23 protein-coding genes are annotated in these 24,759 nt (G+C 50.1%); 2 read left to right on the top strand and 21 right to left on the bottom strand.

The window, feature by feature from the left end; translation table 11 throughout:
* Positions 1-43: 43 nt before the first annotated feature.
* The 15 genes from CIB36_RS01665 to lon form a co-directional block, all read right to left on the bottom strand.
* On the bottom strand, positions 44-841 hold the full coding sequence (locus tag CIB36_RS01665) for an ABC transporter ATP-binding protein (protein ID WP_093987871.1): 798 nt from the start codon (positions 839-841) through the stop codon (positions 44-46).
* Entirely contained in the window at positions 834-1,739 is a 906-nt protein-coding gene (locus CIB36_RS01660; protein ID WP_093987870.1) for an ABC transporter permease, read from the bottom strand. Before CIB36_RS01660 ends, CIB36_RS01665 begins: the two co-directional genes overlap by 8 nt.
* Before the next feature lie 34 nt (positions 1,740-1,773).
* Positions 1,774-2,715 carry an ABC transporter substrate-binding protein gene (locus tag CIB36_RS01655; protein ID WP_407657443.1) on the bottom strand — a complete coding sequence of 314 codons (942 nt, stop codon included), beginning with the start codon at positions 2,713-2,715 and terminating at the stop codon, positions 1,774-1,776.
* 439 nt (positions 2,716-3,154) lie between these two features.
* The gene (locus tag CIB36_RS01650) at positions 3,155-4,432 is read right to left on the bottom strand and encodes a nickel-dependent lactate racemase family protein (RefSeq protein WP_093987869.1); all 1,278 of its coding nucleotides are present in this window, start codon (positions 4,430-4,432) and stop codon (positions 3,155-3,157) included.
* A gap of 175 nt (positions 4,433-4,607) precedes the next feature.
* A complete protein-coding gene (locus CIB36_RS01645) occupies positions 4,608-4,988 on the bottom strand; it encodes a NifB/NifX family molybdenum-iron cluster-binding protein (protein WP_093987868.1) in 381 nt (126 codons plus the stop codon).
* Between the two features lie 82 nt (positions 4,989-5,070).
* Positions 5,071-6,405: an esterase/lipase family protein gene (locus CIB36_RS01640; protein ID WP_093987867.1), complete on the bottom strand. Its 1,335-nt coding sequence runs from the start codon at positions 6,403-6,405 to the stop codon at positions 5,071-5,073.
* 98 nt (positions 6,406-6,503) lie between these two features.
* Positions 6,504-6,929, bottom strand: coding sequence for an ACT domain-containing protein (locus CIB36_RS01635; protein ID WP_093987866.1), 426 nt, complete (start codon positions 6,927-6,929; stop codon positions 6,504-6,506).
* Positions 6,930-6,946: 17 nt separating this feature from the next.
* On the bottom strand, positions 6,947-7,525 hold the full coding sequence (locus CIB36_RS01630) for an indolepyruvate oxidoreductase subunit beta (protein WP_093987865.1): 579 nt from the start codon (positions 7,523-7,525) through the stop codon (positions 6,947-6,949).
* Complete coding sequence (gene iorA, locus CIB36_RS01625) at positions 7,522-9,261, bottom strand: indolepyruvate ferredoxin oxidoreductase subunit alpha (RefSeq protein WP_093987864.1); 1,740 nt, start codon at positions 9,259-9,261, stop codon at positions 7,522-7,524. Before iorA ends, CIB36_RS01630 begins: the two co-directional genes overlap by 4 nt.
* A 42-nt stretch (positions 9,262-9,303) precedes the next feature.
* Positions 9,304-10,605 carry a phenylacetate--CoA ligase family protein gene (locus CIB36_RS01620; RefSeq protein ID WP_093987863.1) on the bottom strand — a complete coding sequence of 434 codons (1,302 nt, stop codon included), beginning with the start codon at positions 10,603-10,605 and terminating at the stop codon, positions 9,304-9,306.
* A gap of 96 nt (positions 10,606-10,701) precedes the next feature.
* Entirely contained in the window at positions 10,702-12,234 is a 1,533-nt protein-coding gene (locus tag CIB36_RS01615; RefSeq protein WP_093987862.1) for a sodium:solute symporter family transporter, read from the bottom strand.
* A 184-nt stretch (positions 12,235-12,418) separates the two neighbouring features.
* On the bottom strand, positions 12,419-12,712 hold the full coding sequence (locus CIB36_RS01610; protein WP_093987861.1) for a DUF3784 domain-containing protein: 294 nt from the start codon (positions 12,710-12,712) through the stop codon (positions 12,419-12,421).
* A gap of 13 nt (positions 12,713-12,725) precedes the next feature.
* Positions 12,726-14,024: a diaminopimelate decarboxylase gene (gene lysA, locus CIB36_RS01605; protein WP_093987860.1), complete on the bottom strand. Its 1,299-nt coding sequence runs from the start codon at positions 14,022-14,024 to the stop codon at positions 12,726-12,728.
* 29 nt (positions 14,025-14,053) lie between these two features.
* Positions 14,054-14,647, bottom strand: a complete 594-nt coding sequence (gene yihA / locus CIB36_RS01600) for a ribosome biogenesis GTP-binding protein YihA/YsxC (protein WP_093987859.1) — start codon at positions 14,645-14,647, stop codon at positions 14,054-14,056.
* Positions 14,648-14,658: 11 nt separating this feature from the next.
* Positions 14,659-17,073, bottom strand: a complete 2,415-nt coding sequence (gene lon, locus CIB36_RS01595) for an endopeptidase La (protein WP_093987858.1) — start codon at positions 17,071-17,073, stop codon at positions 14,659-14,661.
* Positions 17,074-17,353: 280 nt separating this feature from the next.
* Here lon and trhA point away from each other — a divergent pair, with 280 nt between their 5' ends.
* Complete coding sequence (trhA, locus tag CIB36_RS01590) at positions 17,354-18,007, top strand: PAQR family membrane homeostasis protein TrhA (protein ID WP_093987857.1); 654 nt, start codon at positions 17,354-17,356, stop codon at positions 18,005-18,007.
* Positions 18,008-18,013: 6 nt separating this feature from the next.
* On the opposite strand, the gene CIB36_RS01585 is transcribed toward trhA, so the two are convergent.
* From CIB36_RS01585 to CIB36_RS01570, 4 genes are all read right to left on the bottom strand, one after another.
* Positions 18,014-18,373 carry an ArsR/SmtB family transcription factor gene (locus CIB36_RS01585; protein ID WP_093987856.1) on the bottom strand — a complete coding sequence of 120 codons (360 nt, stop codon included), beginning with the start codon at positions 18,371-18,373 and terminating at the stop codon, positions 18,014-18,016.
* A 161-nt stretch (positions 18,374-18,534) separates the two neighbouring features.
* The gene (locus CIB36_RS01580; protein WP_093987855.1) at positions 18,535-18,831 is read right to left on the bottom strand and encodes a hypothetical protein; all 297 of its coding nucleotides are present in this window, start codon (positions 18,829-18,831) and stop codon (positions 18,535-18,537) included.
* Positions 18,832-18,911: 80 nt separating this feature from the next.
* The gene (locus CIB36_RS01575) at positions 18,912-19,553 is read right to left on the bottom strand and encodes a TetR/AcrR family transcriptional regulator (protein WP_093987854.1); all 642 of its coding nucleotides are present in this window, start codon (positions 19,551-19,553) and stop codon (positions 18,912-18,914) included.
* Between the two features lie 154 nt (positions 19,554-19,707).
* Entirely contained in the window at positions 19,708-20,964 is a 1,257-nt protein-coding gene (locus CIB36_RS01570; RefSeq protein ID WP_093987853.1) for an MFS transporter, read from the bottom strand.
* Between the two features lie 161 nt (positions 20,965-21,125).
* Here CIB36_RS01570 and CIB36_RS01565 point away from each other — a divergent pair, with 161 nt between their 5' ends.
* Positions 21,126-22,037, top strand: a complete 912-nt coding sequence (locus CIB36_RS01565; protein WP_158662542.1) for a zinc dependent phospholipase C family protein — start codon at positions 21,126-21,128, stop codon at positions 22,035-22,037.
* 71 nt (positions 22,038-22,108) lie between these two features.
* On the opposite strand, the gene CIB36_RS01560 is transcribed toward CIB36_RS01565, so the two are convergent.
* Entirely contained in the window at positions 22,109-23,365 is a 1,257-nt protein-coding gene (locus CIB36_RS01560; protein WP_093987851.1) for a chloride channel protein, read from the bottom strand.
* Positions 23,366-23,402: 37 nt separating this feature from the next.
* Entirely contained in the window at positions 23,403-24,707 is a 1,305-nt protein-coding gene (locus CIB36_RS01555; protein WP_093987850.1) for a pyrimidine-nucleoside phosphorylase, read from the bottom strand.
* Positions 24,708-24,759 lie beyond the last annotated feature (52 nt).

Raw genomic sequence — 24,759 nt, 5'->3', positions numbered from 1 at the left:
CCGAAAAAAACACCTGTATCCTAGGATACAGGTGTTTTTGCATTTATTCCGAAAATAAAATTCGGTCGTTATCCAGTTCTCCGTGATTTTTCTGCGCATATAGCTCCAGCAGCTCCGGCACCGTCATGTTTTCGCGTTCTTCCCCGGAAAGGTCCAGAATGATCTTTCCGGCATTCATCATAATCGTGCGGGTACCGGTATGCAAAGCCTGATTGATATTATGGGTGATCATCAGGGTAGTCAGGTCCTGCTGTTTGACGATTCGGTTCGTGATCTCCATCACCTTTTCCGCCGCCGAAGGGTCTAGCGCCGCAGTGTGTTCGTCAAGTAGCAGTAATTTTGGCTGGGCAATCGTGCTCATCAGCAGGGTGACTGCCTGGCGCTGCCCGCCGGAAAGGAGGCCGACCTTTGTTTTCATACGCTCCTCCAGTCCCATCCCGAAGTCGGCAAGTGCTTCCCGGAAAAAAGCGCTGTCCGATTTTTTCAGCGCAAACTGAAAAGCCCCGCGCTTGCTCCTGGCATAAGCAATCGCCAGGTTTTCCTCCACCGTCATATCTGGGGCGGTCCCTTTCATAGGATCCTGAAACAGCCGGCCAATTTGTGCCGAGCGTTTATGCTCCTTTTTATAGGTGATGTCCTCTCCATCCAACAAAATCGTGCCTCGGTCCAGCCAGAAAGTCCCGCTGACAGCGTTCATCAGCGTTGATTTCCCTGCGCCGTTCGTTCCGATCAGGGTTACAAATTCCCCTTTTTTCAAATGCAGGCTGACGTCGCATAATGCGTGATGCTCATTGGGAGTCCCTGCTAAAAAGGTTTTATCAATATGGTTCACTTCAAGCATTTCGGCGTCCTCCTTTTCTTATTTTTCTTAATTGCATCGTCCTTTTGACCGTTGGGATCGCCAAAGCAATGACAACGATAACAGCGGATACCAGTTTCAGCATATAAGATGGGAAAAAGCTGGTCTTTAGCGCCAAGGCAATGATCAGACGGTATACTAAAGACCCTACAATGGCGGAAATAATCCCCACAGAAACAGAGCGTTTTCCAACGATCGCCTCCCCAATGATGACAGAGGCAAGCCCAACGACTACCATCCCTGTCCCGGAGCTGACATCGGCAAAGCCCTGATACTGGGCGATCACTGCGCCGCTTAACCCTACGCAGCCGTTGGCAACCGCCAATGTAATGATCTTTACCGCGTCAACATTGATCGAAGAGGCCCGCACCATATCCTCATTATTTCCTGTGGCACGGATAGAAAGCCCCAGCTGGGTTTTGAAAAAACAGATACAAACCGCAACACATACAAACGCAAATACACAGCCAACCGCCAGCTGGGAGCCATCCTTTCCCAATGCCGGGAGCGCAGTCAGCAAATCGCTGAACAAGGTGTTTTTCCCAATCAGGGAAAGGTTGCTTTTGGCGCCCATGACAAATAGGTTCACAGAATAAAGGCCACTCATCGTTAAAATCCCTGCCAAAATTGGGTGGATCCCAACTTTAGTCTGCAAAAGCCCGGTGATACAACCGGCAAGCGCTCCAGCAAGCAAGGCCAAAACGATCCCTAAATAAGGGTGCCCCGCTACAGTAAAGGAAGCCGATACCGCCAGCCCTAAGGTGAAACTGCCGTCCACCGTCAAATCTGGAATATTTAAGACCCGGAACGTGATATAAACCCCTAAAGCCAATAGCCCATAGATCATTCCAAGCTGCAAGGAGCCGATCACCAACGTCATGTTTCATTCATCCTTCCCTGAAAATTTTTTGCGGTTATTGCGCATCCTCATCTGTTAGGACCTGCGCGGTAGCGGTGATGTCGTCCGGAAGAGTCGCTCCGATCGCTTCCGCTGTATCGGAGTTGATCACAGTTGTAAATTGATCGGCCACGACCGCAGGGATATCAGTAATCGCCGTACCTTTTAAATACTGGTCGGCCATGTCGGCGCTCATGGCCCCGATCTCCCTATCGCTGATGCTGACCGTGGCAAACGCTCCGGAAGCCACCATGACAGCAGAGCTTCCGTAAACCGGGAGCTGTGCTTCACGTGCCACCTCGGCCAACTGCGGCATCGCAGTCTGCACAACGCTGTCATTCGGGACAAAGATCGCGTCGACCTTCCCCACTAACGACTGTGCCGCCTGCTGCACCTCGCTGGAATTTGTTACAACCGCCTCCTCATACTTTAAGCCGTTTTCATCCATATATTTTTTGACCTCTTCTACCGTTGTTACCGAATTTACCTCGCTAGTGCAATAAATCAGGCCGTAGGTCGTTTTTCCCGGAGTCAGCTGGTCAGAGAGCTTGAACATCTCGTCTACCGGGATCGCATTGGAAGTACCGGTCGCATTTTTGTCCGGTTTTTCCATGTCCGTGATGATCCCAGCCCCGACCGGGTTAGAAACAGAAATAAAGATGACCGGAATATCACTCCCCATGTTGACCATTGCTTGTGCGGCCGGAGTAGCGATGGCCGCTACTAAATCCACATCGGAATCCACCATTTCCTGGCAGATCGAGTTCAGGTTCGTTGCGTCGCCCTGTGCATTTTTATAATTGATCTCCAGCTTATCATCGGTATATCCCAGCTCTGTCAAACGGTCTAAAAAGCCTTCCCGCATATCGGTGAACGCTCCGTTATCTGCCATTTGAACGATTCCAACAGTCAGTTTCCCATCGTCTTTACCAGAATCTTCTCCGCCGCAGGCAGTCATTCCTACTGCCATGGCTCCGGTTAAAAGAAACGCCAATGTTTTTTTGAATAAGTTTTGTGTTTTCATGATTTTGATCTCCTTTTCAAAATAAAATGGTTCGTTTGGCTTTTTGACGGAGGATCGAAGCAATAAAAAAGCATCTGTCCTTCTATCAAGGACAGATGCACTACACCTGCGGTACCACCTTGTTTGACACTAACGTGCCCAACTCATCAGAATGCCAACACACTCTTTGCCCGATAACGCTGGCCTGCGTCACAGAATACTTGGCTTTTACCTTTCCCTGTGCCCTCCGTGGTCCATTTATCTGCTCCGCATCTCCGCCGGGCTTCCAGCCTCCCCAGCTCTCTGTAGGCGCGTGATGCAGTTTTATCTCCACATCATTGGTTTAATAATAGTATAATCACAAATGCGTTATTTTGTCAATACTTTTTTTCATTTATTCCTCTGATAAATAAGGAACTGTGTTTCCGCCCATCGGCATTACATAAACAGTCCGGCCTGTCAAATCAACATGTGACATTAGCTCCTCCATGCTGGAAAAGCCCCGCAGCTGCATATCGCGCAAGGTATCAGCCGGCAGTTCGGTCAGCATCAACACCCGGCTGCGGCGGATCGCTTCACAGCTTGCGTAAAAAATATAACCGGCGATCGTAAAGTTTTCCCGCAGGTCGCGGTCCAGCGTGCCGCTTTGCAGGGAACGGATCCAATCGAAAAAATCCGGAGCCCCGCCGCCCTCTTCACAGCGTGCCAAAAAGATCATGGTCCCGCCGTCCTTCAAGCACTGGGAGGCATTCAATAAGGATTTTACTCCCTGGTACAGGTTCATATCTTTTGGGAAGCCTCCGCAGCTTACCACCACTGTGTCCGCTTTTTCCCGAATCGGTACGCCGAAATATCTGTCTACCAACCGGCAGCTTTCTTCCCAAGCCGCTTTCCAGTTTCCGCAGACCAAACGGGAATGTCCGCCCGAAGCGCCCGTGATAATATTGATCCCAAATACCGGGTCTACAAATTGCGCGGCTTCAATCATATCCTCGTGCACTGGGTTGTCCTTGAGCTTACGCATCCCAATCAGCTCATGGGAATGCGGCTCCAATGGATCCAGGCACATCAGGTGATTCTGTACAATAGTCGACTTCGCACTGACTCCCGGCAAAATGCTCTTTCTTCCGCCGCCAAAGCCGGACATCAAATGGTGTACCGTTCCGCCTATCAGGATCACTTTCCGGTCACAGACCAGCGGGTTTACAAAAACCTGTGTTCCCCGGCTGGTCAGCCCCAAATACTTTAAATCCGGCGCTTCACAATCATGGTTGACCACCCGCACTGTATGGTAAACCCTGCTTCCAGCTAATTTTTCCAATTCTTCTTCCGTCATGGGACGGTGTGTCCCCAGCGCTACCAAAATAATAATTTGTTCTGCCAAAAGCCCTATCGTATCCATCAGGTACGCCACCAACAGATCGCAGATCTTGTCCTGGCGCATCCAATACCGGGTAATGTCGCTGATCACGATAGTTACCTCGTCTTCCGCGCCGATCAATTCCCGCAGGGGTCTGCTTTCAATGCACTCATCCTCTACCGCATGCAAAAACGCATTTGGCAAATCCTCGATTTCTTGGGGGGGAGTCCCCTGTAATACCCGGACAGATTTTGCCGCGCTTAAGTCGACCGGAATTGTTGTATCGCCGTACTTTAGCTGAAACGGATCCATATGATTCCTTCTTTCTTCGTATCGTCTGCTTGTTATTTTAACATAAATCCATAAATCAGTCAAAAACGCTTCCGGTCAACGATACCGTCCAAGCGAATGCCAACATATGAAACCACACATCCTCCCGTTTAAAAAATAAAAGCCCAGGAATTTTCCTGAGCTTTTATGCTGTCTTTTAGTGCGATCCGCAGGAATGGTTCCCGCAGTTGTGGTGTCCGTCCTCGTGATGACTGCATGCGACATCCGGATCAAACTGAAGTTTTCCGGCCGCAAACGCTTTCACCGCTTCATCGGCTAACCCGGTCACTCCGCCGTAAAGCCGGATCCCCGCTTCAGCCAGCGCCTGTTTTGCCCCGGCGCCGATCCCGCCGCAGATCAGCACATCAACGCCCTGCTGCTGCAAAAAGCCAGCAAGCGCGCCGTGCCCGCTGCCCAGCGTGGGAACGACGATCCCATCTTTTACTTCATCGTTTTGCACAGTGTAAATTTTAAATTCCTCGGTGTGCCCAAAATGCTGGAACACCTGTCCATTTTGGTAAGTAACTGCTACTTTCATCTGTTCAGGTCCTTTCAAGATGTTTTACTTCTATTAAATAGTGTATCACATTTTCTAAAAACAATCAACTTCCTAAATTTTTTTAAAATCCCTGTTTTTTCAAATCACTGACCAGGTCTACATAAAATTCCCGCACGTCAAATCCCTTGAGATTCTTGCGGAAAAGGTCGATCATATCCCCGTGCGAGATGCCTTTCCGCCCGGGAGGTGTCAAAACCCGGCACCGGCTTCCCCATTTCGCGGCCTCTAAACTAACTAATCCGTCATTTTCGCGGTCAAAATGCTTGACAAACCCATGGCTGAAATTCAATGGAAACGGCGCACTGAAAAAATTTTTCATGCAGGAGGCCGTACTTTGGTAGAACACCTCTTCCGAATCCGGCATCAGCTGATTCAGTTCTGCGCACCGGGAGGCGGTCAGATCCTGCACAGCGCCCAAAAAATCCGGGTCTTTATCGCCAAATTTACGCAAGGCAGAGTTATATTTCTTCGCCAGAAAATTACGGAATCCTGCCGGAAGCTTTTGCAGCAGATAATCCGCAAAGCCACAGCCGCGGTGCGGGGTATTGATGGTTGTCAACGAAGCGACATAAGGCGCAGCCCCTAAGCGGCTGATCGCATAACGGGTGTCCAGCCCTCCTTTGGAATGTGCGATCACATTCAGTTTTTCTGCTCCTGTTTCTTCTAATACCTGCAGCATCCGGGCCTTCAGCTCCTCCGCGCTTTTTTCCACCGAAGCGGCGGACTGCTGGTTCCCATAAAATAAAACCGCCCCATTTTTCTTTAATTCTTTTGGGATGCGTCCCCAGTAATTAAAATATTTCATATCCCGGAAAAACACTCCATGCACCAGAAGCAACGGATATTTGGTCCTGCAAAGCTCGCTTTCCTGCCGCACGGCATTCAGTTCCATTTTGTCTGTTTCCATCTCGTATTCCAGCCGGACAATCCGGCAAATCTGGAACACCAATACCAGATTAACAATAGGCATCCACCACAACAGAAGAAGGACAATTCTCCGGGTGATCCCCACCTGTCCTGACGTCACAAAAATACGTACCAACCCATTCCACGCCAATACAAGGATCCCCAAAATGGAAACAATTAAATTTGTGATCCACCAGCCATAACCCTGACCGCCGGAAAAAACAGTAATCCCGGTACGGATGCTCACCCACAGATCCACACAGAACACCATTAGAAACAAAATCAGCAGTTCCCGCCCGTCAAACATAGCCTGAAATCGGTCAAAACGCTTGTTCCAAGTTGGTTTTACATTGATCCATAAAAAGGCCAAAACAGCGACCGGCGACAGTAAGATATACGCAGCCGGCGGCAGTTCCGCCAAATGGCAGAGATACGGAAAATTGGTGATCCCCAGCAATACCGCAAAATACACCCACAAACTGACGCGCATTGGGCGTTCTCCCCTTTCTTTTCCTTTGTTTCATCATAGCATAAAATAAGGGATAAAACAACGAAAAGCCACAGAAATGATTCTGTGGCTTTTTCTTCTTAGATGATTTCCCCCTGTTCCAGCACACGGATACCAGCGGTTTTCAGCGCGTCAGTTCCCTTTTGCGGGTCGTCTACCCGCACAATCACCGTTGCAAATCCCGCCTCCGGCGTCAGAAACGCATAGGCATATTCAATATTTTGCCCGGCGTCAGCCAAGGCCCGCATGATCTTCGCAAAATTCCCCTGTTCATCAGGAATGGAAACGACCATGACGTCAATGATAGAAACAGAAATATGATTTTCCAGAAGAACCTCTTCCGCCTTTTCCGGGTCGTTGACGATCATCCGCAAAATCCCAAAATCAGTGGTATCTGAGATTGCAAATGCACGGATATTAACGCCGGCCTCGTTCAGGTAATCGGCGATCTCTGCCAGCTTTCCCACCTGGTTTTCTACGAATACGGATATTTGCTTTACTGCCATAACGATCCCTCCATCTGTTAGTTTCCGGACTGATACCCCAAGTCAAATGCTTTTAAGTTCATTTCCACAAATTTGGGAGGTACCGTTTCCCGGATCGCCTGTTTCCAAACCTCCGGCGACAGGTCCATATGGGCCGCCATTACCCCCATCAGAACAACGTTGACTGCCTTGGCTGACCCCGCCTGCACGGCAAAATTCAGCGCGTCAACTGCATTTACTTTTACCCCGGTTTTTTCCAGCGCTTCCAAAACGCCTTCTGGATACTGCGCCGATCCGATCACCACCGGCATTGGGTCCATCTTCTGAGTATTCACCACAACAGCGCCATCCCGTTTCAGATACGGCAACCACCGGGCCGCCTCCAACTGTTCAAACGCCAGAATAATGTCGGCTTCCCCTTTTTCCACGATCGGGGAGCAAACTTCATCACCATATTTTACATAGGTCACCACAGAACCGCCGCGCTGGCTCATGCCGTGCACCTCGGATACTTTTACATCATAGCCCTGCGCCACCAAAACATTTCCCAACAGGCGGCTTGCCAGCAAAGTCCCTTGTCCGCCGACCCCTACGATCATAATGCTTTTTGTGTTCATTCCTGGTTTCCTCCTTCAATCGCGTTAAAGTGGCACAGCTGCGTACATACGTTACAGCCTACGCACTGGGTAAAGTCGATCTGCGATTTGCCATCCTTAAAGCTGATCGCCGGACAGCCGATCTTCATGCACATCTTACAGCCTGTGCACTTATCTTTATTTACCTGGAACGGAGGGTTGTGCTTCACATTCTTTAACAGCACGCAAGGACGGCGGGAAATCACAACAGACGGTTCTTCGGCCGCCAGCTCTTCCCGGATCACGGTTTCGGTTTCTTTTAAATTGTACGGGTCTACTACACGAACACGGCGGATCCCTACCGCTTCAGCAAGCTTTTCCAAGCTGACCGCGGTGGTCGGGTCGCCCTTGATGGTCTTCCCGGTGGTCGGGTTTTCCTGATGTCCAGTCATGCCGGTAATGCTGTTATCCAAAATGATCACCGTAGAATTGCTCTGGTTATAGGCAATATTGATCAGCCCGGTCACGCCGGAATGCATAAAGGTGGAATCCCCGATCACAGCTACAGAATTCTTTTCATTGGCCGTGTTTGCTTTGTTCCGCCCGTGCAGGCCGGAAACAGAGGCCCCCATGCAAACACAGGTATCCATCATAGCAAGCGGCTGTAAAGCGCCCAGCGTATAACAGCCGATGTCCCCGCTGACTGTCACCTTTAATTTTTTCAGCGCATAATACAGTCCCCGGTGCGGACATCCTGCGCAAAGCACCGGCGGCCGCGGCGGGATCTCCAAATCAGTGGAGATGCTTTGGGTAGCCTCTCCCAAAATCACCTGTTTCACCAGGCTCTGGAAGTATTCTCCCTGCAGGGTGAAGGCGTCTTTCCCGATCACAGTAACGCCGATCTGCTTGCAGTGCTCTTCTAAAAATGGGTCCAGTTCTTCCACAACATAAACCTTGTCGCACTTTGCGGCAAAATCCTGGATCAGTTTTACAGGCAGCGGGTACACACAGCCCAGTTTTAGGTAAGAGGCCTTGTCGCCCAGCGCTTCCTTGGCATATTGATAGCAGATCCCGGAAGTGATGACCCCGATCTTGGTGTCGTGGTATTCCACCTTGTTGATCGGCGCAGTTTCCGCCCAAGCGATCTGCTTCTGGATGCGGTCTTCCACCACAACGTGGCGCACCTTTGCCATCCCTGGCATCATCACATATTTCTGCGGGTCCTTTTTATATTCCCTTACGCCGTTGTCTACCCGTTCCCCTAGTTCAACTAAGCTGCGGGAGTGCGCGATCCGTGTTGTCAAGCGCAGAATCACCGGCGTATCAAACTGCTCTGAAAGCTCAAACGCCATCTTGGCAAAGGAAAGACATTCCGCAGAGTCAGCCGGTTCCAGCATCATCACTTTAGAAGCTTTCGCATAGTGGCGGGAATCCTGTTCGTTTTGGGAGGAATGCATGCCCGGGTCGTCTGCGACCGCAAGCACCATCCCCGCGTTTACGCCGGTGTAGGAGGCGGTAAACAGCGGATCCGCGGCAACGTTTAAGCCAACGTGCTTCATCCCGCAGAAAGAACGCGCCCCGGCAATCGCCGCGCCGATCGCGACCTCGGCCGCCACCTTTTCATTCGGCGCCCATTCGCTGTACATATCGTCATAGGTCGCGGCACATTCAGTGATCTCCGTGCTCGGCGTTCCCGGATAGCTTGAAATCACCCGACAGCCGCCCTCATACAGGCCGCGCGCTACCGCTTCATTGCCAATCAATAACTTTTTTTCCATCATCATGATCCTTTCTATCACTTCAAACGGTATTCCGCATTTTTATTTCTGGTTTCTTAAGTCTACAATCCGTTGTGCTTTTCCCTCAAAGCGCTGCAAGGTTTTGGGACCAACCAGAGAAACCTTACATTGAATCCCCAAAACGGTCTGCAATTTGTGCTTGATCACACCCTGCAATTCCTGGATCTTTACAAAGCTGTCCAGCAAATTGCGGTTTTCCAGTTCGGATTTTACCTCCAATGTATCGGTAAAGCCTTCCCGGCGTACGATCAGCTGATAGTGCGGGCTGATCTGCGGGATGGTGACCAAAACGCTTTCGATCTGGGACGGGAATACGTTCACACCCCTGATCTTCAGCATGTCGTCGCTTCGTCCTTGTACCTTGTCCATCCGGACGTGGGTACGCCCGCAGCGGCACGGCTCGTAATTTAGACGGGTAATGTCACGGGTGCGGTACCGCAGAAGAGGGATCCCTTCTTTGGTAAGCGGAGTGATGACCAATTCCCCGGATTCGCCCGGCTCCAGCACTTCCCCGGTTTCCGGATTGATAATTTCTGGCAGAAAGTAGTCTTCATTAAAATGCAGGCCGTCGCGTTCAGAACATTCTCCGGATACGCCTGGTCCCATCAGCTCACTCATGCCATAGTTATCCGTGGCAAACAATCCCCATGCCGCTTCGATCTGCCAGCGCATCTCCGGTGTACAGCCTTCAGAGCCAAACAGCCCCAGCCTTAAATGGTAATCGCTCATCGGGTAATCCAGTTCTTTCGCCACCTCGGCCATATACAGCGCATAAGACGGAGTGGCCACCAACGCAGTAGTACCGAAGTCGCGCATATACATCAGTGCCTTTTCGGTATTTCCGCTGGAGTTCGGGACAACGGTCGCCCCGATTTTTTCCAAGCCGTAGTGCAGTCCCAAGGCTCCAGTAAACATGCCGTACCCAAACGAGATCTGGACCACGTCCTCCGCAGTTGCACCAGCCGCCATCACTAAGCGTGCCATACAGTCGGACCACATGTCCAAATCCTTGCGGGTATAACCCACTACAGTCGGTTTCCCAGTAGTACCGGAAGATGCATGGATCCGCACCAGCTCTTTTTTGGGCACCGCAAACAGACCAAACGGATAATTATCCCGCAGGTCCGCCTTAGTAGTCATTGGTATGTACTGGATATCCTTGAGAGATTTGATCTTCTCGGCAGTCACCCCGGCTTCGTCCAGCCGTTTTGTATAGAAAGGGACGTTGCGGTAGCAGTAGTCCACCGTCCATTTCAGTCGTTCCAACTGGAGCGCTTCCAGTTCTTTTCTGCCCATCGTTTCTATTTCTTTTTGAAAAAACATAGCATTCTCTCCTATTTCTACCCTTACAATTATAAACGATTCCCTTTTTTTATTCAATAGCAAAAAGGCGGAAAAGAAAATCCGCCTTTTTCCATTCTATTTTTGATACGCCGCAAAAGCGTTGTCTACTAAAGCCTGATCCGGCTTTTTGGTAAATCTGCTGACCACTGGCACCAGTACCAGCCCAAACAGCATGGCAAATGCGCCTGCATTGATCGGCGACAGGATATTCAGCTTCCAGCCCAAACCCTGTACTGCTTCTACCAGTTCCGGGAACCACCCCAAGCTGAACAGCACCATGTGTGCCACCGTAATTCCAACCCCAGCGATAAAGGAAGCCCAAACCGCCGCCACCGTCGTTTTTCGGAAAAACAGCCCATATAAGAACGGTGCCAAAAATGCGCCGGCCAAAGCGCCCCAGGAAATGGACATCAATGTTGTGATGTAAGCGTTCGGGTTGAGCGCAATCACCACAGAGATCACCAAAAATACCGCAATGAACACCCGCATAATGAATACAGTCCGATCTTCCCGCAACCTCTTGCACAGGGGCTTGATCAGGTCGATCGTCAGTGTAGCGCTGGAGGTCAGCACCAGCGAAGAAAGGGTGGACATGGAGGCCGACAGCACCAACACCACCACGATCCCGATCAGAATATCCGGCAAAGCCGATTCCAGCAAAGCGGGAATGATGGCATCATAAACAGGCTTTCCGTTGCTGCCCAATTCCAATTCACTGACAAAGATCCGGCCAAATCCGCCCAAAAAGTAGCTTCCGCCCGCAACCACCAATGCGAACACCGTGGAGATGATCGTTCCCCTGCGGATCGCGGAATTGTCTTTAATGGCGTAGAACTTCTGCACCATCTGCGGAAGCCCCCATGTACCCAGTGAGGTGAGGATGATGACTCCCAGAAGGTTGATGGGATCCGGTCCCAAAATAGAACTCAGACTACCCTGAGGAACCCCGGTATCAGAAACCTTCGACAGGCTTGTGACCGCGGTAAATAATCCGCCCTTTTCCTCCAAAGCAAAGAACACAACGGCGACAATACCGGCCAGCATAATGATCCCCTGTATAAAATCGTTGATCGCAGTTGCCATGTATCCGCCTAAAATTACATAAATCGCAGTAATCACTGCCATGGCGATGATGCAGTAGGCGTAATCAAACCCAAACGCCATGCTGAACAGCCGGGATAGGCCGTTGTAAACAGAAGCGGTATAAGGAATCAAAAAGATAAATACGATCAGTGCGGCGACTGTTTTCAGCTTTTTCGAGCCAAACCGGCGCTCAAAAAATTCCGGCATGGTGGTCGCTTCCAGATGCTTTGACATCATCCGCGTCCGTTTACCCAATATCACCCACGCAAGTAGGCTCCCCAGCAGGGCGTTCCCGATCCCGATCCAGGTGGAGGCCAAGCCGTAAGACCAGCCAAATTGCCCCGCATATCCAATAAATACTACCGCAGAGAAATAGGACGTTCCATAAGCAAAGGCAGTAAACCATGGGCCCAGGCTTCTCCCGCCCAGCACAAATTCTGACACGCTTTTCGTTCTTTGTTTGCAATATACCCCGATCCCAATCATTACGGCCAGGTATACGATCAAAATAATCCAGGTACTCATCTTCGCCCCTCATCTCCTCAGTTTATCACTTTAAAGCTTTTATGCTTTTGCTTCTTAATGATTTTACTCATTAAAGCGACTAGAATTTATTATACGCTCCTTTTCCAGATCCGTCAAGTGTTTTTTCAATCATTTTCAAAAAAGCCGGGCGGGGTTCCCCGTCCGGCTTTTTTGAAAGGCCTGTCTATTTTCTTTTACAGCCAATATTTGCGTAAATCAGCAGTACAATAACCGCCGCACAGATCACAGCCCCAGATAAGACCGCGAACCACAGGGTGTCAGCCAACGCTATTGCCAAAATGATGCCTCCCACGAATAACAGGAAAACGCCCATGGTACGGCACAGCTTTTTTTCATCATATTTTCGTCTTTCTTTTTCAGAAGCAGTATTGTAGCCGGCAATCAGCCAGCTTCCTTTCCCAAAAAGCAAGGGAAAGGACAGCAACAAAAATACGGCTGCAATCACATACACTGCCATCGCCTTTTCCTCCCTACAGATCACAGGAGATCAAATCGTTCAGGGTCTCCCGCCGGACGATCAGGCGGGCTTTTTCATCACGGAGCATCACGACTGCCGGTTTTCTGACCCGGTTATAGTGAGAAGCCATGGAATAATTATAAGCCCCGGTCGCGCAGGAAGCTAAAATATCCCCGATCTGGGCATTTTGCAGCGCCACATCTTTTCCCAGCAGGTCGCCGCTTTCACAGCAGCGCCCGGCAACGGTGACCGTATCCACCTTTTCTTCCCCGGCCTTATTCGCCAAAATAAAGTCATATTCCGACCCGTATAAAGCATACCGCGGGTTATCGGTCATACCGCCGTCTACAGAAACATATTTCCGCACACCCGGGATCTCTTTGATTCCGCCGACGCGGTACAATGTGATTCCCGCCGCCCCTACGATAGAGCGTCCCGGCTCCAGAATGATAAAGGGCAGCGTTAACCCCTTTTCAGCTACGATCTCTTTTACCTTTTTGGACACCTGTTCCATATAGGAACGGTAAGCCGCCGGCTGGTCGGCCGGTACATACCGGATGCCGAATCCGCCTCCAAGGTTCATCGTATGCAATTCATATCCCAATTCGTCTTTTACCTGAGCAATAAAAGAAAGTATTACTTCTGCGGCATGGACGAATGGGTCGATCTCAAAAATCTGGGAGCCGATGTGGCAATGCACCCCGTCCAGCAGAAGATTGGGCAGGGCAAGCGCTTGCTTTACCGCCTCCATAGCAGTGCCGAACTGGATAGTAAACCCGAACTTTGAGTCGATTTGGCCGGTTTGGATAAAGCTGTGCGTATGTGCTTCGATTCCCGGTGTCAGACGAAGCAGGACTTTCACATTTTTGCGCTGTTCCCCAGCGATCCGGTTCAGCAGTTCAAGCTCGCTGAAGCTGTCTGCAACGATCCAGCCCACCCCGTATTCGATTGCTAAATTCAGTTCTTCTTCGGTCTTGTTGTTCCCGTGATAGCAGATCTTTTCCGCCGGAAATTCCACACTCATCGCGGTATACAGCTCCCCGATCGACACCACGTCGATTCCAATCTGTTCGGACTTTGCGATCCGGTAGATCTCCTTGCAGGAAAACGCTTTGGAAGCATAGCATACCAGCCCCCCGCCATGGTAATACTGCTCCACAGAATCCCGAAACTGCCCCATATTGGTGCGGATCATCGCTTCATCCATCACATAAAGCGGCGTACCGTATTCTTCAGCCAGGCTGACAGTGTCCACGCCTGCAAAAACCAGATGCCCGTTTTTCCCAACGCTTAAATTGCTTGATACAAACATCTACCTCTCCCCTTTCCTTATATTATCCGTCAGTCCATTTCCTGACTGACGATCTCCTCGATCAATTTCCTCATCTCTTCAATCCCAGCCCCTGTTTGGGAAGAACAGGGAAGGATGGTGAGCTGCTCCCCGTACGGCAGCTCCTTTCGGATTGCTGCCAAACGTTCTTTGGTCTGCGTCTTATTTAATTTATCCGCCTTGGTAAGCACCACCGCAAACGGAAGCTCGCATTCGATCAGGTAATTTGTCATGTCAATATCCAGTTTTGTGGGCGGATGGCGCATGTCCACCAGCTGGAAAACCAGCCCTAAATTGCGGTCATCCCCAAAATATTTTTCAATCAGCGCCGCCCAGCGCTCCTTTTCAGATTTTGCCACCTTGGCATATCCATATCCGGGCAAATCCACAAAGTGGACATTCTCTACCCGATAAAAGTTAATGGTCGCTGTTTTTCCCGGCACAGCCGATACCTTGGCCAACGCTTTCCGGTTAAACAGCTTGTTGATCAAAGAGGATTTTCCCACATTAGAGCGCCCGGCAAAGGCAAATTCCAACTCATCGCTTTTGGGAAGCTGGCTAGACAATCCATAAGAAGTGAGAAATTCCGCCTGGTTAAAGTTCATAGGTTCCTCCTTTAGCAGGAAATCACCGGTACTGCTTCCGGCTCCGCGCCCAGCATCACCAAATCAGGAAGTGTTTCCTGCGGTTTTTCTGGTTGTGTCAAAGCAACGTCCAGCACCTCGCGGATCGTCCGTACCGGAACAAAATGCAGACCCTTTTGGATGGTTTCGTCAAATTCAGCAATATCCGGCTTGTTTTCCTGCGGGATCACCACCGTGTGAATCCCTGCCCGGAATGCCGCAATCGATTTTTCTTTCAGCCCGCCGATCTGCATGACCCGCCCACGCAGGGAAATCTCCCCTGTCATAGCCACGTCATGGCGTACCGGAATCCCGGAAAGGGCGGAAACAAGCGCCGTCGTCATCGTTACCCCGGCAGACGGCCCATCTTTCGGAACAGCCCCTTCCGGCGCATGGATATGGATGTCCATCGTCTTATAAAAATCAGCCGGAATCCCATACTCCTTGGCGATTCCCCGGACATAACTCACGGCAATTTTTGCCGATTCCTGCATCACAGTACCCAAATTCCCGGTGATCTGGATTTTTCCGGTGCCCTCGTAAACGCCGACTTCGATCTCCAGTGTTTCCCCGCCGACAGAAGTCCATGCCAGCCCAGTTACCGCTCCAACACGGTCTTCCTGTGCCGCTTGTGTCACCGCGTATTTTTTCGGTCCCAGCATTTCTTCCAGCGCTTTGGCGTTCACTGTCACCTTTTTAAATCCGTCAGAAAGCTTTTTCTTTGCCGTTTTCCTGCAAACAGAAGCGACCGCACGTTCCAGCTTCCGCACTCCGGCTTCGCGGGTGTACCGGTCTATCAGGGTGTAAACGCCTTCCTGCCCAAAGGAAATGTCTTTGGCGGTCAGACCGTGTTTTTTCACCTGTTTTGGGACTAGGTATTTTTTGGCGATCTGGAATTTTTCTTCACGGGTATAGGAGGATAATTCAATGACCTCCATCCGGTCCAAAAGCGGCGCTGGGATGGTCGACAGGTCATTCGCCGTTGTAATAAACAGCACCTCACTTAGATCAAACGGCAGTTCTATGTAATGGTCGCGGAAAGTACTGTTCTGTTCGCTGTCCAGCACCTCCAGCATCGCGGCGGAGGGATCCCCTTTAAAATCAGCCCCCATTTTGTCGATCTCATCCAGCAAAATCAGCGGATTGCGCACCTTCGCCTGCTTTAAGGCGTTGATGATCCGGCCCGGCATCGCGCCCACATAGGTTTTGCGGTGCCCGCGGATATCCGATTCATCCCGCACGCCGCCCAAGGACAGGCGGACATATTCCCGGCCCATTGTACGGGCAATGCTTCTGCCAATCGAGGTTTTCCCCACACCCGGAGGCCCGACTAAGCAGATGATCTGCCCTTTCATCTCTGGGGAAAGCTTGCGCACTGCCAGGATCTCCAAAATGCGTTCCTTCACTTTGTCCAGCCCATAATGATCCTGGTTCAAAATCCGTTGGGCACGCTTTAGATCTAATGTATCCTTGGTAACGTTGTCCCAAGGAAGCTCCAAACAGGTCTCCAGATAGGTACGGATCACATTCGCTTCCTGAGACTGGGGCGGGCATTTGGCAAGCCGGTCTGCTTCTTTGTATAATTTTTCCCGGTCGTCATCCGAAATATGCTCGATCGCCGAGATCTGGTCCATCAGGGTTTCAATGTCTTCCCGCGCGTCGTCTGTTTCTCCCAGTTCGTTCGAAATCACCCGCAGCTGTTCCCGCAAAAAGTAATCCCGCTGGTTTTTATCCATCTGTTCTTTGACCTGCTCGTAAATATTCCGCTCCAGGGCCAGTACCTGGCTTTCCCTTTGCAGCACCTCGGATAAAAGCTTTAACCGCTTGTAACTGCTGTTCGCCTCCAGCAAAAGCTGGCGGTCCTCAAAGGGGAGCATGATGTTATATACCACGGATTCAAACAATCCCTCTGCCGTATCCTGCCCCAGCGCCTCCAAAATAATCTCCTTAGACATCTTCGGCACTAAAAGGCTGTAGCTTTCAAACAGGGATTTTATCACCCGCATCATCGCTTCCATCTCTTCTACAGCGACTGTACGCCGCTTGGACACCGGTATTTCTTTCACCTCTGCGACCAGCGCGGGGCTTTCTTCCAAAAGCTCCACCATTTTGGCGCGGTACAAGCCTTCCACCATCACATGGACAACGCCCTCCTGCCCTTTGAGCATCTGCTTGATCACCGCAACGACCCCTACCGCATAAAGGTCCTTTTCCTTTGGGTCGTCTACTAACACATCTTTCTGTGCAGTCAAAAAGATCTGCTTATCGCCAGCCATAGCCTGCTGCAATGCCAGCATGGACTTTTTCCTTCCAACATCAAAATGCAGCGACATTTTTTCCATCATCACCAGCCCGCGCATTGCCAGCGCCGGCATAATTACAGTATTTTCCACTTCAAACCGTTTCATCGTCAAATCTCCTTTCTTCTGAAACTATCTATCGAAATCTTCTAAATTCCACAAATAATTTACCTCATATTATACAAAAAAAGCGGGGACATTGCAAGTTCCCCGCTTTTTGCCGTCAGTGTTTTGTAAGACCTGCCAGAAGCGGTCTGCAAAACAGCTTTCCTTTTGCGTGTTCTCACGATAGAGAAGGGTATTTTCCCCACGCTCATTTTCTGTTCACAAAACATTTTCTTTTGTCTGCTATAATAAAATAGAAATTTTAGAAAAGAGGCACTTGCTTATGTCCCATAACAAAAAACGTTTCCTCCCATTTTATACAGTCGGGGAAGAGATCGCAAATTCCGTTACCCATGGGGTCGGTTCCCTGCTTGCGATCGCCGGCTGTGCCGTTATCGTCGTTTTTGCCGCCTTTACCGGCGACCCTTATAAAATCGTGAGCTCCGCTATTTTCGGTGCTGGACTGATCATCATGTTTACCATGTCCACTCTGTACCATTCTTTGACAAATCCCACCGCCAAATTTGTATTCCGCGTCTTTGACCACACATCCATCTTTATCCTGATCGCGGCCACCTATACCCCGCTGATGCTGGTCAGCCTGCGCGGCTGGCTTGGCTGGACGATCCTTGGCGTGGTGTGGGGCTCCGCCGTTGTAGGGATCGTCTTGAATGCTATCAGTGTGGAACGCTTCAAGGTTTTATCCATGGTCTGCTATATTGCCAGTGGTTGGTGCGTGATCGCCGCCATCTACCCCTTGGCCCGGTCACTGGACCTGTTTGGTACGGTCCTTCTAGTAGCCGGGGGCGTCGCCTATACCGGCGGATTATTCTTTTACCGAAAAAACACGGTCCGGTATATGCACTCTATCTGGCATATTTTTGTCCTGATCGGCGCAGTCTGCCATTATTTTTGCATCCTCTTTTATGTAATCTAAGGCAGCTTACTCCAGCACATGCTCCAGCCCCTGGTCAAAAATGGTTTTGACATGGGCGTCAGCCAAAGAATAGTAGACAGTCTTTCCCTCCCGGCGGTATTTTACCAGCCGGCTCTGCTTGAGCACCCGCAGCTGGTGCGATACTGCCGACTGGCTGGTCCCCAAGAGGTCTGCAATATCGCAGACACACATCTCGCTTTCAAATAAAGCATATAAAATTTTGATCCGGGTACAATCCCCGAATACCTTAAACAGATCTGCAACGTCATATAAAATCTCATCATCCGGCATGTCCTGATGGACGCGGTCTACAATTTCATGATGGACCTGCATACAGTCGCAGCGCTCTATTTCTTCCCGATTCATTCTTTCGCCGCCTTACATAGGAACAGTTGTTCATGTATTTGATTATTATTATAGGAAAGATCCGCCTGTTTGTCAATGACTCCCTTTTCCAAGAAAAAATCAAAGCAGCAAAAAAGCGCCCATGAAAAAACGGGCGCTTTTTTGCTGTCCTTCCCTTATCCTTATGGCCTGCGCCGCAAGAACAGCAGCCGAAACAGATCAAACAAAAGGGCGATGATGCCAAGCCAGAAGCAAATCGCTCCCCATACCCTGTATCCGGATCGAAACAGGAAACAGGCTCCCGCTATCAGCCCTGCTTCCGCCGTGAATGAAACCGTACGAGCAACACGTCGAAACCACCTTCCCCGTTCCCATTTCCGTGTTACAGCCCTGTCAAAACGATCGGCGGTATCTTCGATCTTTTTTCCAAGCTGGTCTGCCATCGCTTCTACTTTCCGGTCAAATTCCTGCTCTGTCATCATAACTCCTCCTTTAATACATTCTCCGAGAATGTATCTTTGTAAAATAAATTGCCTCAAAAGAGGCAATGAGATACATATTATTTTTCCCATTTGGCAAAAACACGGCGCGCCATCTTTAAGATAGTGTCGTCTATCAAGTCAAGACCTGCTTTTTTTAATACTTCGCCAGCAAATAAAAACCTGCGGAAAAGTTCTTCTGAATCAGCCGGGTATATCGATGGGATCAGCCAGATTCCTGTTAGCATCTGCAATAGCTCCGCCAGTTCTTTGGGACAGCCGGAGTGGATAGAACCGTCTTTGATCCCCTCTTCGATCAATTCCTGCCAAAACGGAACAAAAAATTTCTGATCGTTTTCGATCATTTCCGCCAGGATCCTGGGATTCTTCAAAAGCGGAAGAGCCTGCGCAGTCAGTTCTTCTGAGTGGGGAATAGCATGGGCCAGCTTTATCACTTCCCGGATCTTCTGCAAGCCGTTTAAATCCCGCCGCCCTTTGACCTGCTCAAAAGGATTGTTGTCCCAAAACATCTTGTCGCCCAACGCGTCCATAATATCTTCTTTTGACTTAAAATGATGATAGACCGCCCCTTTGGTCAGATCGCCCAGCGCTGATACAATATCTGGTATCGTTGTATTTTCGTATCCCTGTTCCAAAAATAATTTCTGCGCCACCGCAAGGATCCGCTCCCGGGTAACTTCAGGATATTTGTTTCTGGACATACAGCACCTCATTTCTTTTACATTCTTTCGGTATGTATTGATTATAACTGATCTAAACCACTTTGTCAAGAATAGATCCTTTAAGAATGTAAACGCTTTTAAAAAAACTGCAAAGCCGTCTCACTTTGCAGTTTTTTTACTTCTTTAATTTCAATTATGCAGCCGAATCTGTTTTTGTTTCCGCGTTTGGTACGAACAACAGGATAACAAAACCCAAAACAAACAGAACCGCAATGCTCAGCACCCCATACCGGGCGTTTCCGGTCAGCAGAGTAGCAAGCCCCATCAAAGCCGGACCGATCACAGTGGCATATTTTCCAAATATATTGTAAAAGCCGAAATATTCGTTGTTGTTTTCTTTCGGGACCAGCTTTCCAAAATAGGAGCGCGACAAAGCTTGGATCGTCCCCTGTACGATCCCCACAACAACTGCCATGATCCAAAACTGCCATTGGTGCGTCAGGAAATATCCAAAAATGCACACGCCGACATAGGTGACAATGCACCACAACAGGACCCGCTTGGTAGAAAAACGCTGGGAAACCTTAGCGAATACCAGCACCGCCGGGAACGCGACAAGCTGGGTCACCAGCAAGGCAATGATCATCCCGGTGGTGTCCAGTCCAACCGCCTGGCCGTAAGTGGTAGAAAGCTTAATGATGGTATCCACTCCGTCAATATAGAAGAAGTATGCCAGCAAAAACAGCCCGATGCTCTTGTTTTTAGCGATCAGCCTACAGGTGTGCCCAACCTGCTTAAAAGCAGCTTTCATCACGCCGCCCTGAAGCTTGTCGTTATAATATTTTTGATGGACCCTGCGCATCATAGGGATGGTGAACAGCACCCACCAAACCGCGTTGATCAAAATCCCGACCTTAACAGCGCTCATAGCGTCAAGCCCAAACGGGGTGGTAATGTACAGGATAATACTGATGATAAACGGGATACAGCTCCCCACATATCCAACCGCATATCCAAACGAAGAGATAAAATCCATCCGTTCGTCCTGTGTGACGTCGACCAAAAATGCGTCGTAAAAAATATTTGCCCCTGCATACCCGATCCCAGTCAATAGATTGACAGCAAGCAGCACATAATAATTATCAATAAAAGCCATTGCAAAAAACATGACTGCGGCCAGTACAAAAAAGCTGGTGAAAAATAGTTTTTTCTTTCCTTTCCTGTCGGCCAATACCCCCAGCAGCGGGGCAAGCAGCGCGATCACCAGCGTTGCACCCGACTGGACAAAGGACCAGTTAGCCGTGGTGGAAGCGGAGGAAAGTCCGGAAAATTCTTGCCCGATCGTCGCAATGTAGGGCGGGATCATAGCAGTCAGCATCATGATATAAGCGGAGTTTGCACAATCATATAAGCTCCAGCTCAGTTCCTCTTTTGTCAGTTTCAGTTTCATATGATCTCCCTCGCATTGTTCTCGTTTTTCTTATTATCCCCTGTTTTCGTAAGATTTGCAAGAAGATTCATTGAAAGATCATGTAAAATCGTTGCATTCACTGGATTTGCTTTTCATATTTTGGTATAATAACCATATACTTCATGAAACGAGGGATCCCTATGCCGGATTTAACCACACACGCTTTATTTGCCCATCATGTCTTACCGTTGCTGGATCAGTCCCTTCAGGATAAGATCAACCTTCATCCTCAGGTGTTCGTGCTTGGCGCTCAGGGGCCGGACCTGCTGTTTTTCAGAAAAGCTGTTACTGGGAACAGCAGCCTGCGGAAATTCGGTGGGATGATGCATCATTCCAAGGTGCGGGAAGTGTTTGACTATATGCAAAATACCCTGCCTTCCAAAAAGGGAATGGAACGGGAAGTGTTAGAGATATACTGCTATGGCTATGTCTGCCACTATTTTTTGGATAAGACTGTGCATCCGTTCGTCTATTCTGAGGAAGAACGGTTAAAGCCGATCTTATCCGATTACTCCCACAACGCGCTTCACGCCAAGATCGAATCAGAGATCGATTCCGCCCTATACGCTCACTTTACCGGAAAGCCGGTCACAGAATTTTCTGTCCGAAAAGAGATTGGCGTCAGCTCCAGTGAAAAATGGATCATTGCCCAATTTTATACCGACTTGCTGCAAACAGTATACGGCGTGAACGCACCGGCGCTGGAGGTCGACCGATCCATCACGGAAATGATCCGCGTCAGCAGTCTGCTGTATGATCCAACCAGAATCAGCTATACTGCCGGTTCTCTGGTAAGCGCCCTGATCCGCCCGCTGCGCAGCACAGCAAGCCACATGAAGCCAAAATCCGTTGCACATGATGTGTTAAACCTGAACGGCCGGCGCTGGCGGAACCCGTCGCCGCCGTCACAGCGTTCTGAGTTGTCTGTTCCCCTGCTGTTTGAGCAAGCCAAGCAGGAGGTGCTCCCCCTGCTAGAGCAGATCGAACAGACCGGACATTTTTCATTTGACACCTCTTTAGATTTTAGCGGCCGGTTTCCCGAAGCAGATTAACAAAGCCCCTGTTATTTCGTTAAGAAATAACAGGGGCTTTGTTATGTACATCCCAAAAATTCCTGCCAAGCTTATTTTGCCTGCCGGTCAATATAATCTGGATGCAGCTTGGAATAAACGATCTTCTGGCTAGAATAAAGGCTGTAATATCCCGACAGCAGGTAGCTGACTGCGCTGGCCGCGGCAAACAGCGCCAATCCCTGTACCCCGAACAGCTCAATTCCCAAAAACAGAGCCGCGATCGGACAGTTCACCACCCCGCAGAACAGGGAAACCATCCCAATGGCTGCGCCCAACGCAGGCTCAAGTCCAACCAGGCCGCCCAAGGTATTGCCAAATACTGCGCCGACAAACAGCGTCGGTACAATTTCTCCGCCTTTGTATCCAGCCCCCAATGCCACCGCTGTCAAAAGCATCTTCCAAAAAAATGCGTCAGGACGCGCCGTGCCCTCTAATGCCCGCATGATCACATCCATTCCGGCTCCACAATAATCGCGGGAACCGATCACCTCTACTAGGCAGATTGTAACGATCCCACCCAAGGCGATCCGCAGGTATGGGTTAGTCATCTTTGCCCTGCAAAACCGTTCAGAGCGATGCAGAAAAACACAGAATACGATGCTGATCCCCGCGCAGGCGGCCGCCAAAATCCCCACTTTTATCAGAATGGTGACATCCAACCCTTGTACCGCGACCTGAGAGAATTTTTCCGGTACAGCCCCCATCGCCCCCGTGACCAGATGCGCGATCAGCGCAGAAAGGATACAGGGCAGAAAGGCAACATAATACATGATCCCAACGCTGATGACCTCCATACTGAAGATCGCCGCGGTCACCGGTGTCCCGAACAAGGCTGAAAACACCGCACTCATCCCGCACATGGTGATGATATGCAGATCTTTTTCCTCCAGCCGGAGAAATCGGCCCAAAAAGTGGCCCAGGCTCCCCCCGATCTGTAAGGCGGCTCCCTCCCTGCCTACCGATGCCCCGCACAAATGGGAAAGCACCGTGCTGACAAAAATAAGCGGCGCCATCCGCAGCGGGACCCGTTCCGCGGAACGGATCGACCGGATCACCGTATTCGTCCCCTGGTCTCCCAGCATGCCGGCTAGCTGATAGATCCCTACAATCAGAAGCCCGGCGATGGGCAAACAGTATAACAGCCATCTGTGTTCGTCGCGCAGTTGGGTGACATAATTGACGCAAAGATGAAACACCGCGCCTACCGCCCCGCAAAGCAGGCCGGCAGCGACAGCGCAAAGCGTCCATTTTAAAAATGTTTGGAGATATGCTCCCACAGAACGGCATCTCTGTTTGATCACAGACATCATATCCCTCTTCTTTCTCTATTTATGGGGCTATTATCTAGGGCATCAGTTTTTCATAGATCATCGGTTCCGGTACTGGGCAAGCTTCTGAAAGGAAAACAGACTGCCCCAGCTGGCGCTTTGCCTGTTCTAAGCGTTCTGCGCTGTTGGTGTAAAGCCATGCAACTGCCTCGCCCCGGCGCACCGCGTCGCCCGGATGCTTTTCCAGTACGATCCCCGCACTAAAGTCGATCTGTGTATCTTTCGTTTCCCGGCCCGCTCCCAAAAGGCAGGCTGCCAGTCCGACGCCGTGGGTGTCATAACCGGAAAGATAACCATCCTGCTGTGCATAATACGGTTCGATGACTGCTGCTTTTGGGAAAAGGGAAAGGTCATCAAGCCAGTCGGTGTTTCCTCCCTGCGCCGCTACCAGTTCCTTCCACTTCTCAAATGCACGGCCCGATCCAAGCGCCTCCTGCACCAATTCCCGGCAGTGCTCCTCGCTTCCTTTCCCTGCCAGTTGCAGCATTGCCGTGGAAAGTTCTGTGCAAAGATAGGTCAAAGCCTGTGGGCCATTCCCCTGTAAGGTTTGAGTCGCTTCGATCACCTCTAAGGAATTTCCGACTGCATTTCCCAAAGGCATATTCATGTTGGTGATCAATGCGCCGACCTTTCGGCCCGCATTCTTTCCGATCTCAATCATCTCCTTAGCCAGCGCGCAGGCGCTTTCCGTTGTCTTCATAAAGGCTCCGTTTCCGGTTTTCACATCTAACAGCACTGCATCTGCCCCAGCGGCGATCTTTTTGCTCATGATGCTGGAGGCGATCAAAGAAAGGTTATCCACCGTTGCCGTTACATCCCGCAACGCATAGATTTTTTTGTCTGCCGGCGCCAGGTTTCCCGATTGTCCTACCACGCTGATCCCGATCCTGTTCACCTGTTCGATGAACTGCCGCGGGGACAGCATGGTCTGGAATCCCTCAATCGATTCTAATTTATCAATCGTTCCTCCAGTATGCCCTAAGCCACGGCCCGACATCTTTGCTACCGGTACCCCGCAGGCCGCAACAATCGGCCCAACGATCAGCGTCGTTTTATCGCCTACCCCGCCGGTAGAATGCTTGTCAACCTTTACCCCTTGAACCGCAGACAGGTCGATCTGATCCCCTGATCCCGCCATAGCCAAGGTCAAATATTTTGTTTCTTCCGATGTCATGCCATTCAAATAGGTCGCCATCAAAAACGCGGACATTTGATAGTCCTGAATTTCTCCTGCTGTATATCCGTTTATCGCAAACTGGATCTGTTCGTTTGTTAGAACCTTACGGTCCCGCTTGGCCTCAATAATATCTATCATTCGCATAACAACACCCCTTTTTTAAATTATAACAAATACTTTTACTGCTTCACAACCG

The organism is Massiliimalia timonensis, from assembly GCF_900186585.1.
Lineage (GTDB): Bacteria > Bacillota > Clostridia > Oscillospirales > Ruminococcaceae > Massiliimalia > Massiliimalia timonensis.
The sequence above is the reverse complement of the archived record's forward strand: the minus strand, read 5'-3'. Positions and strand labels throughout refer to the sequence as shown.